Here is a 12095-nt window from a genome sequence, read left to right as displayed (position 1 = left end):
TAATCCTCCTCGCTAGACACTTTCTGGTAACTCTGGTATTGTGGGCAACTACGCTCACTACTTAAATTAAAACTTTCTCAAAAATGCCCTAAACATAGCAAGCCTCGATTCGGCGCAGACGCCAACAGCCAAGATACATAGTATGGCAAAGAAGTTTTGAGCAGTTCAGTCAAACCCTTGATACTTCTAGGTTACGACTAAAGTCTAGTATTTAGACGAGAATATTCCTATGAAGAACTTCAAAAAAAAACTCAGTCAATATACAAGCCTATACGCATTTGAGGGAAAATAACTCTAGTGATGCTCATCAATCGTAAAAATGCTTAACCAGTAAGAAAAAAGCGGGTTGGGCAAATAGAGCTTGATTGTTAGCGCGTGTTTTCCCCAAATTTGAAGATGAGAAATTTGTGGCTTTCTGGAAATTGTAATTTAGGTTCGGGAATCTATGTTGACCAACTCGCAAACACCAACTGTAGCAGCAGAATCATCCAAGTCTTTGCCAGGATCTGACGCCCAGGCTAGAGTCAGTCAGTTTATGAAACAACTGCAAGACGAAATTACCGAATCATTGGCAAAACTAGATGGTGTAGCTAAGTTTAATGAAGATAGTTGGGAACGCCCAGAAGGGGGTGGAGGGCGATCGCGTGTGCTACGAGATGGTGCAATATTTGAACAAGCTGGTGTAAATTTTTCTGAAGTTTGGGGTTCCCATTTGCCACCCTCAATTTTAGCTCAACGTCCTGAAGCCACAGGGCATGGCTTTTATGCCACAGGCACTTCAATGGTATTACACCCTCACAATCCTTACGTGCCAACAGTTCATCTCAATTATCGCTACTTTGAAGCGGGGCCAGTGTGGTGGTTTGGTGGCGGTCTTGACTTGACACCTTATTATCCCTTTGCTGAAGATGCGGCACATTTACACAAAACATTAAAACAGGCTTGTGACCAACACCACCCAGAGTATTACCCAGTGTTTAAGCGGTGGTGTGATGAATATTTCTACCTCAAGCATCGTGATGAAACACGGGGTGTAGGCGGTCTGTTTTTTGATTACCAAGATGGTCAAGGTGCTTTATATCGCGGGCCAAATCCCAATGGGGAAGCGGCTGTTTATAGCAACCACGTGGGAACACCAGCAAGCCGCAATTGGGAAGATTTATTTGCCTTTGTGCAAGACTGTGGTAGGGCATTTTTACCAGCCTATGTACCAATTGTAGAACGGCGACATGGGATAGAGTATGGCGATCGCCAACGGAATTTTCAACTCTACCGCCGGGGACGGTATGTAGAATTTAACTTAGTTTATGACCGAGGCACCATTTTTGGTCTGCAAACCAACGGACGTACCGAATCAATTCTCATGTCCCTACCACCCTTAGTGCGGTGGGAATACGGCTATCAACCGGAACCAAATTCCCCCGAAGCCGAGTTGTATGAAACCTTCCTTAAGCCTCAAGATTGGATCAACTGGATACCACAATAATGACTTGAAAATTGGGCATGGGACATTGGGCATTGGACATTGAAAAGAGACAAAGGGGCAGAGGGGAAAAACTGACTCCCCCACTCCCCCACTCCCTCATCTCCCTCATCTCCCTCATCCCCCTCATCTCCCTCATCCCCCTCATCTTTCCTACTCCCCACTCCCCACCATTTTGTTGAGTTTAACTAGTAAATTTAAACACTTAGCAGAAAAAGGTGACAATTTTAGCTATAGCTTGTTAATCTCAAGTGGCAGCATTAGAAAATTCTGTAACTAGTTAATCTTAAAAAGAATTTCACGGGGAGGGCTTTAGTGATTCATATAGATCAAAAAACTTATACAACCCAAGACGCAAACACCGTTATTGTCCTGACACCAGCAGGTCGCCTAGATATTACCACTGCTTGGCAATTTCGCCTGAAGTTACAGGAGTGTATTTCCAAACTCAGTCATCATATAGTTGTAAATCTGGCTCAGGTAAATTTTATTGATAGTTCTGGTCTCACGTCTTTGGTAGCTGGGATGCGTGATGCTGATAAAGTCAAGGGCAGTTTCCGCATCTGCAATGTACACCCAGAAGCCAAACTTGTGTTTGAAGTGACGATGATGGATACTGTTTTTGAAATCTTTGAAACAGAAGAGGAAGCTTTAGAGGGTGTACCTCGTAGCATTGCCAGCTAAGAAAGAGTTAGGAGTTAGGAGTTAGGAGTTAGGAGTTAGGAGTTAGGAGTTAGGAGTTTGGAGTTTGGAGTTAGGAGTTTGGAGTTAGGAGTTTGGAGTTTGGAGTTAATTGATAACTCCTCACTTGAAGATGTCGGGTTCTATTCCACAGTTCTAGAACATTCCAGGAATAGGTAAAATCTTCATGGGAGCTAGACGAACAGCATTTACAGCAGTTTTCATGTATTTAGACCACAATTATGAGACCTAACCCCCAACCCCTTCCCTTGCAGGGAAGGGGAGAAAATCAAAGCCTCTCTCCTTAAAGGAAGTGAGGAATGGAAGTGAGGTCTATTTGTGGTTCATTTACCTGAAAATCGCTGTAAATCAAACAAATTTTGCCAAAATGCAACTACGGTAGGGCATACCGGAAGTCAAAGCTTCTCTTCGAGACGCTGGGCGAAGGGGAGAGAACCACCTCTGCTTTAGGTAACGCTTGGAGTCTAGGCTAAGTACAACATTTCATTAATTCGTAGCGAATTCTCTGCGACCCTACCCTGCGGGAAGGCGTTCGCGAGTGCGTCTCCAAGAGTTGCGCCTATGCGTTTAAATTTCAACCCTCAATTGGCCACGATTTTATGCTGCATCTGTACTAAGTGGACTCGGTGAACCAAGAATCGTGTCAATCAATACTGATTTCGCTTAGTGTAGCGATAAGGCCCCATAATCGCTCCCCAAGTTGCTCTTCCAGTTGCTGGATCAATTCCTTTGTCATAGCTGTGAAATTCTGCTGCTGTAGTTTCAAAACCCAAGGAAACATACACGCTATTGCCCAGATAAGTAAAGCTACAACGACTCTCTGGTAGTGGAGTTGCGGTAAACTTATAGCGATCGCCGGCTAGTTTTTCCTGAGTAACTGTTAGGATACAACCTGGTAGTAAATCTAATTGTTCGGGTGTCAGTGTGTTTAATAGAGCAGGGTTATCACCTGCGCCTGTTAATGCACCTGGATCTTGAGGCATATAGTATTGCACTTTCAGAGATGCATCAGAGTCGTCTCCCTGACGCAACCGGATAATTCGCTGGCGGTAAGGTTTATCTAGGTTAATAACGTTAGCTTGTTCAGCAAACAGGGTGATGCTATCTTCTGTGAACAAATTAACTGGTCTTTGCCACAGGCAAAGGTGGACATACCAAACTGGTTCTGCTATGGCTTGTTCACGATTATCAAATTCACCAGCTAGGTACTCACCTAAAGCAATTAACTGTGGCGAAAACTTCATAAATGCAATAAATGGAATTTTTTAAGGATAATAATTTTTGGCTCTTTTTTGAGAAGAAATAGTCTTATGCTCTATGGCTACCAGCTTATAAAGTACTTCTTATTTGTATATATTGTAAATGAAACCGTCACTAGCTAAAAGCTCAACTTGGCAAACTAGCCTTTAAGCGAGAAAATAAAGATACGTCGCCCTTAACATTTTCTTTTTCTTTGTGAATAACGTCCGTACAGTCTCTGATACAAAGCGAACTTTCTACAATCTTCACACCCGTCCGATCAACACTATTTATCGTCGGGTAGTAGAAGAATTGATGGTGGAAATGCATCTGCTGTCAGTAAATATCGATTTTAGCTACAATCCAATTTATGCCTTGGGCGTTGTCACTACTTTTGACCGCTTCATGCAAGGCTATCAACCAGAACGGGATCAAGAATCAATTTTTAACGCCTTATGTCAGGCTATAGAACAAGATCCGCAACACTATCAACAGAATGCGCAAAGATTGCAAACTGTAGCGAAAGGTTTGCCAGTTAAAGATTTAATTGCGTGGCTGGGCCAAACTACTTACTTAGATAGAGATGCTGACTTGCAAGCACACCTGCAAGCGATCGCCAACAATCCTAACTTTAAATACAACCGCTTGTTCGCAATTGGTGTATTTTCGTTATTAGAACTGTCAGATCCCGAATTGGTTAAAGATGAAAAGCAACTCACTGAGGCGCTGAAAGCGATCGCTGCTGGCTTGCACCTTTCTGATGATAAACTCAACAAGGATTTGGAGCTATACCGCTCTAACCTAGACAAGATGGCGCAAGCACTACTAGTGATGGCAGATATGGTCTCAGCCGATCGCAAAAAACGCGAACAACGTAAACAGCAATCAGTTACCCCCGTCGCTCCCCCAAGTTCCAACGAATAGTTAGGAGTTAGGAGTTGGGAGTTGGGAGTTGGGAGTTGGGAGTTGGGAGTTATTAACAATTCTTCACTTCTCACTCCTAACTTCTCACTCCTAACTTCTCACTCCTAACTTCTCACTCCTAACTCTCAGTATTAGACGCCCAATAATTTGTAGATTAAGCTGTTGATTATGGTCAGTGAAAATGCCCCAACAACAGCACTCCAAATACCGTAACGCAAGCGAAATCCCTCTACTAACCAAGCAGCAATACTAAAACAAACCACGGCAATCATAAATGTGAAAATGCTGGATAACAAGTCCAAGGTAAGTAAATTTGGTACTGCAAAAACGAGGCTTAAAATCGGTCTGACTATTGCCGTCACGATACCAAGCACTGCGGCAGAAAAGAAGGCTTTACCCTGAGTGTCAATTTCAACTCCCAGAGGCAATTTACTAATTATCAACAGGCTGATAGCTGTTACTAGCCAAACAATTAAAAGCGTCACGATATTCATGCCACAACCCCTGAAACTAATTTGTAATTCGTACCTCGACTTCCCTCGGCAACCAATACTGCGTAGGTTTTTAATATTTGTAGGTTGGGTTGAGCGGAGCGTTACCCAACAAACCCCCCTCTTCGGTTGGGTTTCGTTCCTCAAACGCCACGTGCTTCTCCCAAGGGGAGACGCTACGCGAACAAGTCTCTTAACCGCAAGGGCGCAGTGGCTCCCCAACCTACACATTTTTTATTTTTTTGCCAAAACCTGCGCAGTATTGAATGTGAATGGCAATTGACGATAAATTGCTCAGTCTAAGTAAGTCGGTACGATAAAACCAACGTATGTTTAGTTTTGTACAAACTGTGCAATGACGAATTTATAAGCTATTCGCTGATTTTACATCTTGTCACATAGCTTGATTTTTTAACGCCGACTTACTTATGTGTGGAAAAATCTTTAAAGCTCAACCAATTATTTGTAAATTAGCAGATTTTTTTTCTGTAGACGAGATTTATTCTAGATATCTTTAGGTTTGGGAAAAGGCTTGAAAAAGAATGGGGAGATGAGGGAGATGGGGGAGATGAGGGAGATGGGGGAGATGAGGGAGATGAGGGAGATGAGGGAGATGAGGGAGATGAGGGAGATGAGGGAGATGAGGGGGACAAGGAGAATAATCCATGCCTCATACAACTCTTGGAGAGGCTTCGCCAACGGCAACTCTACCAGACGCACTCGCGTTTGGGGTTCCTGAGTTGACGGTGAGCATCTCGACTCCCCTCGTTGGCGTAGCCTAAGAAGAGATGGAACCGCGGTCGAACTGCGTAGTCGAACGCGAGTGTGTCCCGCTCTTAAGGGCAGTACAAGTGCCTCATGCCCCTATGTCATCTTTTATCTTTTAAGAGGAGGTTGGGTTTGTTTGGGTGCAAGAGGCGCTTGGGATGCTGGTGGATTGGCAATACCAGGATTGATAGGACTGGTGCCTTGGCTAGTTGGAGGTTGACCAGTTACCGTAGGCAAGGGTGCAGAATTAGGCGCTAGGGGAAATTTAGGGGCAAGATTCCCTTCCGGATTGATGCCTGGAAGTGGTGGTTCACCAGGATTGATTGGGAAAGAAGGGACAGCCGGCTCGTTAAGTGAGTTTGCGGGTGGTCGAGATGGGCCAGGAATAATTCCTAAAGAAACGCGATCGCCCCCTACTTGCCGTAGCAAATCTAATGTCTCAATTACATCATTGTAAGTTGCTGTCCGCGAAGCATTCAGCACAATAACAGCACTGGGGTTGGCTTGGAGATACTGTTTTAACCTCTGTCCCAAATCCTGTTGTTTTACAGGCTGTTTTTCTATGTAAGTATTGCCAACGGCATCGATAGTCACAATCAGACTTCCTCTCTGTGACGTTATTCCAGATACTGTACTGGGGCTGGCTTTGGGCAAATCAACATTTATTGCCTGTTGTCGGGTGAATTGTAAAGCCGCTAATAAAAAAAACGTCAGGATACAAAAAACAACATCAATTAAAGGAATGATTTGAATTTGGACTTCTTCAATTGGAGTATGTAGATTAACTTTCATCGTCTTACTCTCTAAAGCCTAGTTCGGGGGTTGAATTATTGACTATTAATTAGGTGTATTGGGGGGTTCAGGAGGTTCAGAAAACCTAGTCTTTCCTGGCTTGCGGGGTGGAGTGAAATTTTCCCGCACAATTGCTGATGTACTATTACTAAAATCATGCGGGGACTGGCGGTAGAGTAATTCCATCTCATTCCCTGCTTTTTGAAAAACTTTCACTTGGTTGACTACAAAACTTTGAAATAGGCGGTAAAATACCAAACTAATGATGGCAACTATTAGCCCCGCCGCCGTACTAATTAAGGACTCACCAATACCAGTTGTGACCCCAGCCGTAGATTCAGTTCCCAAATCGCCAATCCGAATTGAGCGCAGAGACTGGATTAGACCTAAAACTGTGCCTAATAATCCCAGCAGTGGCGCTAGGGCAATTACGGCTTCTAAAAGTTTTTCGCCTCGGCGCATCCCAGCTAATTCATCTTCTGCTGTAGCCTCTAGTGCTAGCCGAAAGGTTTCCGCATCACTTTTCGCTAAACGTAGAGGGGCGTAGAGAAAACGCCCGATAGGCTGATTGCTTGCTTGTTTGGCCATGTCCGCAGCTACTTCCCAATTATCCTGGGCAGCATTGAGGATGCGATCGACTATTTGCTTTTCCTGAGTCAACATTCGCAACCAGAACCACAAACGCTCGAAAATCACACTTAAAGACAGAATTGAGAGAACTAGCAGAGGCCACATCGCTGGCCCGCCTTTATCAAATAAATCTAAAATATCCACTGTTTAATTTTCCTCCCTCCATGACTAGAGTAAATGTCTTAGGGCATTTTAATTCTAGAGATTAATGCAAAATGAGGGACTTCCAAAAAATAAATTTCTCGAAAACCTAAAAAAACACTGCAAGCATGGCATATTTGACTGAGACTGCTGTACAAACTTGCTGCTGGGTAGGCAATTGAATGATAGATGGATAATTTTTAGCATACTTTTGCTAGACTTCCTTGTAAGCTGGACTTTCACCAGAGGATATTTTCACGTAAAGGAGAGCAAATTTTGGCAGCAGTCCGAGTCCGCCAGCACGTTAATCCACTTGGTAAAAAGTATCAAACGCCAGCAAGTCCCGTTGACTGGGAAAAAATTTATGCAAAGCCAAATCAACCACTACATTTAGATATTGGCTGCGCTAAAGGACTGTTTCTGTTGAATATAGCCAAGATAGAACCCAACTGGAATTTTCTGGGCTTAGAAATTCGAGAACCGTTGGTGGTAGAGGCGAATAAGTTACGTTCTGAGTTAGGTTTAACAAATCTACACTACTTATTTTGCAATGTGAATAACTCACTGCACTCACTTTTATCTTCCCTGCTTCCAGGAAGTTTACAACGCGTTACAATTCAATTCCCCGATCCTTGGTTTAAAACCCGCCATGCTAAACGTCGTGTAGTCCAACCAGAACTAGTAGCAGACTTAGCTAATTATCTGGCGGTTGGTTCCGTTGTATTTCTGCAATCAGATATGGAATTTGTCGCTGTGGAAATGCGCGATCGCTTTGCCGCTCATCCAGCTTTTGATAAAATTGGTGCAGGAGAATGGTTAGCGAAAAACCCGTTACCAGTCCCCACAGAACGAGAAATAGGTACGCAAAAAAAGGGTGAACCTGTTTATCGAGCTTTGTTTGAAAGAGTAAGAAGCACTGACTAGAAATTTAGCTTAAACGAAAAGAAGCCCCACACTCACTCTTAGGAGTGTGGGATGAATTTTTGGGCGACGACGAATTAACCCCTAACTAATTCAAACCGCAGGTTTGACAGGGCGAGGGGTCGATGAGGAGTCGCCATTTTCTGTGTTTGGTAACGAGTCAATAAGTTCATCAATCACCTGGCGGAACGCAAACTCAAGTCAGCACAGCGAAGGGTATCAAGGCGTAAAAAAGGTTCTAATCGGCGCAAAAAAGCTATTCAAAAATTGGGTAAGCAACACAAAAAAGTTGCTGATACTAGAAAAGATTTTCACTTCCAAACAGCTAAATTACTACTTGATAAGTATGATGTCATAGCTGTAGAAAAATTGAATATCAAAGGACTGGTTAAAACAAGATTGGCTAAAAGTGTAAATGATAGCGCAGCGTTAGCGAGTCTTCGAGCGTCTGCTGGATGGGGACAGTTTATAACCATACTTTCAAACAAAGCCGAAAACGCTGGTTTAAAAGTAATAGCTGTAAATCCGAACGGTACAAGCCAAGAATGTTCTAATTGCGGGTACAAAGTTAAAAAGCTGCTATCTCAAAGAATGCACAATTGCCCTGTATGTTCTACAAGTTTGTGCCGTGATTTGAACGCATCTCTTAACATAAAGGCGCGTGGGACACACGCCCTCAAAGCTCAATTAATGTCCTTATAGAGGAGTCGTTGAGAAGCCCACACTCACCGTCGATAGGAGTGTGTGGAGTATGTCACTAATATCAACTCTGGATCACAATCTTAAGGGCAGTACAAGTTACAGCCTTAGTACAGATGCAGCATAAAATCGTGGCGAATTGAGGGTTGAAATTTAAACGCATAGGCGCAACTCTTGGAGACGCACTCGCGTTCGCCGAACCGCAGGGTAGGGGCGCAAAGGGAAGCGCATAGGCGCTTCGCCTTCCCGTAGGGTAGGTTCGCAGAGAATTCGCTACGAACTTATGCAAAGCTGTACTTAGCCAGTTAGCTTTATTTGCGTCGCTCTACTTACACAAACTCTCGTCCACCTCCGTGGACTAATATAAAATCAAGGGTTTTTAACCATGATGAGTGAGCGATATCTAACGACAAACGTCTACCCATCCTCACGGATAATCTATTCAATTTTCTGTTGTTTCGCTTTCAAATTGCACTTGGCGGTACAAATGGGCGATCGCTATTTCCACATCCACCGATTCCAGCCGCAATATATCGCCCAAACTATACTCTGATAGCACCCATTTTCCCTGATCCTTGCGCCGAAATACTTCCACACTCGGTTGAGTTACTTGTACTAATACATATTCTTGCAAGGTTAGAAATTGGCGATATTTGGCAAACTTTTTCCCCCGATCAGCTGCTTCTGTTGAAGGTGATAGTACTTCGATAATTAAGCAAGGAAATTGTACCAATTGTGGATCGATATCGCGTTCATCGCAAGTTACCACCACATCTGGATAAAAATACTTTCGCCCCGGTTCTACCTGCACCTTCACATCTACAATGTATACTTCACAGGAGCGCTCGGCTAGGGCATCATCTAAGAGCTTCGAGAAATTCAGAGAAACCCGATTATGGTTGCGTGTAGCACCACTCATCATCACAACTTCGCCATCCCAATACTCGTAACGTTCCTCTTGGGTGGGTTCCCAAACTAGATATTCTTCTGCACTCATCAAAATGCGATCGGGTAAAGCAACCATCGGTGTGATCGGGGAATGATTTACTTTTCTAGGATAGCGAAAAAAGGGTGCTTTCTTTTGGTATGACTATTCCCACATTCTCTGAACAGAATAAGCATCGAATTTTTTATCCCTGCTAATAATAATTAAGGAGTGATTGATAGCCTGTCCAATCAGCATCCGGTCAAATGGATCACCATATCGCCTCCTAGACTTTTCGCAATAAGTAAGTTGGCGCGAAAAAACCTAAATATGTTACGAAACGTAAATAGGCTTAAAACCCTTGTGAATGACGAAGGACAAATACTTCGACTTCGCTCAGTACAAGTGACAAATGACAGCCTTAGCCAGTTAGCTTTAATTGCGCCGACCTACTTAACTCCCGAATAGCGATCGCACAATCCGGGAAGGCTAAAGGGGAAATTGTCACATTTTCTGCAAGTATGCTCTCACTCTGATATCCGTCTGGACTGGGGAGACGATACATATACAACTTGCGTCCATTGACATCTAAAATCCAGTACTCAATAATGCCTGATTTAGCATAAGCGTTCGCTTTTACTTCTCGATCATATTTAAGACTGGAATCAGCTATTTCAATCAGTAAAAACACTTCAGAAGCATTGGGATGGTGATCCTCATAATCTAATGGATTCAGCTTCGCCACTGAAATATCTGGTTCTGGTTCCGAATAATCATCAACTTGCACTGGTGACTGGATTCTTAACAAAACTTTGTCACCCAAACGTTGACGTAATAACCTTTCTGTGCGGGTAATTGCCGATTCGTGAGCAGTACCTTTTGCTGACATTTTGATGATTTGTCCCGCGATTAATTCTAAGCGTTCTTCAGGATGAAAAATTCCCGTTTCCGCCATTTGGTGATATTCTTTAACACTAATTAGGCGAATATTGGTAGGCATAAGATTCACGTTAACGTCCTAACATTTTATCTCGCAGATCTTTAATGCGATCGCTTCACTCAGTCCAGCCCTATAGCAATGCAATAAATTCCTCTACACTTAAATCAGCATCCCGAATTATTGCCCGCAAAGTACCCTTGGCTAATTCCTGATGATCTGGGACAACAACTTGAGCAAACGGTTCATCTCGTCGTAGAATAACATGGCTACTTTCCCTACGCTTTTCGTAGAAACCGACGTTTTCCAAAGCTTTGGCGCAATCTCTTCCAGAAATGCTCGGTAATTTGCTCACACGAATACCAGAAACGTTTCAAAGTTATCTTCTGGAACAGGCAAGCCATCCTCCTCTAACGCGGCAATGTAACCTGAGATTGCCTCTTTGATATTAGAAAGGGCTTCTTCTTTAGTCTTACCCTGGCTAAGACAACCTTTTAGGCTTGGGCACTCTACAACCCAGCAGCCATCTTCATCTCGGTACACGATTACCTGTCTCATATTCTACTGGATAATACAAAATGTGTATAACTGTTTTTATTGCTACCCTGACCAAGCACTAACGTCCTAACATTCTTAGGACTTACGCACTAACTCTCTAAAACCTTATTCCTTTGTGTCCTTTGCGTCCTCAGCTAGAGGAGTGATGTCGGCAGCAGCAATTTCCTGCCGTACCATATCAGCTAGACTATCCCACTGAGCATCTGTTGTAGATTCAAACTGAGCCTTCCATGTCCGCTCATCCTCCATCTTGGCAAGAAGACGAGTGGCGATCGCATCCTGTTCAGCAACAGGGAGAGTTTTCAGTTGGGCGATGTCTACGACGGGCTATTCGGCGTCGCACGCTCAAGTAACTCAGTCATGGCTACCACACTCTTAAAACGTAAATAGCATCTTATCCATTATCGCTTCTTGGTGGCAAGTTGAGCGCAATCCGAACACGCTCTTGAAATGCCGTTAGACCATCCTGATTCTGCCAATATTGGTAAGTGATTATGCTGGTTATAAGTGGTATGTGCTTTTCAGATGTATAGCAAATTAGGCGATCGCTTCTCACAGAAACTTTCCGGTCATACCTCAACAGATAACCTAAGTCAGCTAACGATTGAGATCAGCCACCGCAGAACACCTCCGGTTCTCACAAGAAACTCGCCGAACGGCACGGAAGCCACTTAACTTAAGGCAGTGGAGGAAGTGCCAACGGCGAATTAATTCGCCGTGAATATTATCCGTGATGAGGATCTTCAATATACCTTTTAATTACGTCTGCTGAAACCTGCCCAGCAGTAGAGTAAAAATAGCTATTAGTCCATAGGCTAGGCAATTTCAATAATTGTGGAAACTCTTTACGCAACATATAAGATGAGCGTCCCTTAAATGCTTTGA

16 protein-coding genes and 2 pseudogenes are annotated in these 12095 nt (G+C 43.5%); 7 read left to right on the top strand and 11 right to left on the bottom strand.

The features are described 5' to 3' along the window. Nucleotides 1–445 precede the first annotated feature (445 nt). Nucleotides 446–1486 carry an oxygen-dependent coproporphyrinogen oxidase gene (gene hemF, locus LC605_RS15075; RefSeq protein WP_229548339.1) on the top strand — a complete coding sequence of 347 codons (1041 nt, stop codon included), beginning with the start codon at nt 446–448 and terminating at the stop codon, nt 1484–1486. A gap of 312 nt (nt 1487–1798) precedes the next feature. After that, complete coding sequence (locus tag LC605_RS15070; RefSeq protein WP_229548338.1) at nt 1799–2167, top strand: STAS domain-containing protein; 369 nt, start codon at nt 1799–1801, stop codon at nt 2165–2167. A gap of 665 nt (nt 2168–2832) precedes the next feature. Here the strand turns inward: LC605_RS15070 and LC605_RS15065 are convergent. After that, nucleotides 2833–3429 (bottom strand): chromophore lyase CpcT/CpeT, encoded by a 597-nt coding sequence (locus tag LC605_RS15065; RefSeq protein ID WP_229548337.1) that lies wholly within the window; start codon nt 3427–3429, stop codon nt 2833–2835. A 211-nt stretch (nt 3430–3640) separates the two neighbouring features. On the opposite strand from LC605_RS15065, the gene psb29 reads away from it, so the two are divergent. Next, nucleotides 3641–4348, top strand: coding sequence for a photosystem II biogenesis protein Psp29 (gene psb29, locus LC605_RS15060; protein ID WP_229548336.1), 708 nt, complete (start codon nt 3641–3643; stop codon nt 4346–4348). A gap of 131 nt (nt 4349–4479) precedes the next feature. On the opposite strand, the gene LC605_RS15055 is transcribed toward psb29, so the two are convergent. The 4 genes from LC605_RS15055 to LC605_RS15040 form a co-directional block, all read right to left on the bottom strand. Then, nucleotides 4480–4842 (bottom strand): phage holin family protein, encoded by a 363-nt coding sequence (locus tag LC605_RS15055; RefSeq protein WP_229548335.1) that lies wholly within the window; start codon nt 4840–4842, stop codon nt 4480–4482. Nucleotides 4843–5309: 467 nt separating this feature from the next. Continuing rightward, entirely contained in the window at nt 5310–5513 is a 204-nt protein-coding gene (locus LC605_RS15050; protein ID WP_229548334.1) for a hypothetical protein, read from the bottom strand. A gap of 202 nt (nt 5514–5715) precedes the next feature. Further along, nucleotides 5716–6399: a biopolymer transporter ExbD gene (locus LC605_RS15045; RefSeq protein WP_229548333.1), complete on the bottom strand. Its 684-nt coding sequence runs from the start codon at nt 6397–6399 to the stop codon at nt 5716–5718. 45 nt (nt 6400–6444) lie between these two features. Further along, a complete protein-coding gene (locus tag LC605_RS15040; RefSeq protein ID WP_229548332.1) occupies nt 6445–7173 on the bottom strand; it encodes a MotA/TolQ/ExbB proton channel family protein in 729 nt (242 codons plus the stop codon). A 273-nt stretch (nt 7174–7446) separates the two neighbouring features. On the opposite strand from LC605_RS15040, the gene trmB reads away from it, so the two are divergent. Next, entirely contained in the window at nt 7447–8094 is a 648-nt protein-coding gene (gene trmB, locus LC605_RS15035; RefSeq protein ID WP_229548331.1) for a tRNA (guanosine(46)-N7)-methyltransferase TrmB, read from the top strand. A gap of 180 nt (nt 8095–8274) precedes the next feature. Next, nucleotides 8275–8917: pseudogene (locus LC605_RS15030) on the top strand (RNA-guided endonuclease InsQ/TnpB family protein); the annotation flags it as partial. Between the two features lie 315 nt (nt 8918–9232). On the opposite strand, the gene LC605_RS15025 reads toward LC605_RS15030, so the two are convergent. The 5 genes and pseudogenes from LC605_RS15025 to LC605_RS15010 all read right to left on the bottom strand — a co-directional run bounded on the left by LC605_RS15025 (nt 9233) and on the right by LC605_RS15010 (nt 11210). After that, nucleotides 9233–9814, bottom strand: coding sequence for a Uma2 family endonuclease (locus LC605_RS15025; protein ID WP_229548330.1), 582 nt, complete (start codon nt 9812–9814; stop codon nt 9233–9235). Nucleotides 9815–9880: 66 nt separating this feature from the next. After that, a pseudogene (locus tag LC605_RS34170) lies at nt 9881–10000 on the bottom strand (type II toxin-antitoxin system VapC family toxin); the annotation flags it as partial. Between the two features lie 136 nt (nt 10001–10136). Continuing rightward, nucleotides 10137–10715, bottom strand: a complete 579-nt coding sequence (locus LC605_RS15020) for a Uma2 family endonuclease (protein ID WP_229548329.1) — start codon at nt 10713–10715, stop codon at nt 10137–10139. Between the two features lie 70 nt (nt 10716–10785). After that, nucleotides 10786–11007: a type II toxin-antitoxin system HicA family toxin gene (locus LC605_RS15015; protein WP_229548328.1), complete on the bottom strand. Its 222-nt coding sequence runs from the start codon at nt 11005–11007 to the stop codon at nt 10786–10788. Then, nucleotides 11004–11210, bottom strand: coding sequence for a type II toxin-antitoxin system HicB family antitoxin (locus tag LC605_RS15010; RefSeq protein WP_229548327.1), 207 nt, complete (start codon nt 11208–11210; stop codon nt 11004–11006). The genes LC605_RS15015 and LC605_RS15010 overlap by 4 nt, the downstream gene beginning before the upstream one ends. Nucleotides 11211–11440: 230 nt before the next feature. Between LC605_RS15010 and LC605_RS33290 the strand changes: the two genes are divergently transcribed. After that, on the top strand, nt 11441–11563 hold the full coding sequence (locus LC605_RS33290; protein WP_306426865.1) for a hypothetical protein: 123 nt from the start codon (nt 11441–11443) through the stop codon (nt 11561–11563). A 172-nt stretch (nt 11564–11735) separates the two neighbouring features. After that, a complete protein-coding gene (locus LC605_RS15000; RefSeq protein ID WP_229548326.1) occupies nt 11736–11885 on the top strand; it encodes a hypothetical protein in 150 nt (49 codons plus the stop codon). 49 nt (nt 11886–11934) lie between these two features. Here the strand turns inward: LC605_RS15000 and LC605_RS14995 are convergent. After that, a partial coding sequence (locus LC605_RS14995; RefSeq protein ID WP_229547958.1) for a transposase occupies nt 11935–12095 on the bottom strand: 161 nt, incomplete at its 5' end.

The organism is Nostoc sp. CHAB 5836 (assembly GCF_020829445.1).
GTDB lineage: Bacteria > Cyanobacteriota > Cyanobacteriia > Cyanobacteriales > Nostocaceae > Nostoc.
Note: the sequence above shows the minus strand (reverse complement) of the source record. Positions and strands in the feature narration are given on the sequence as shown.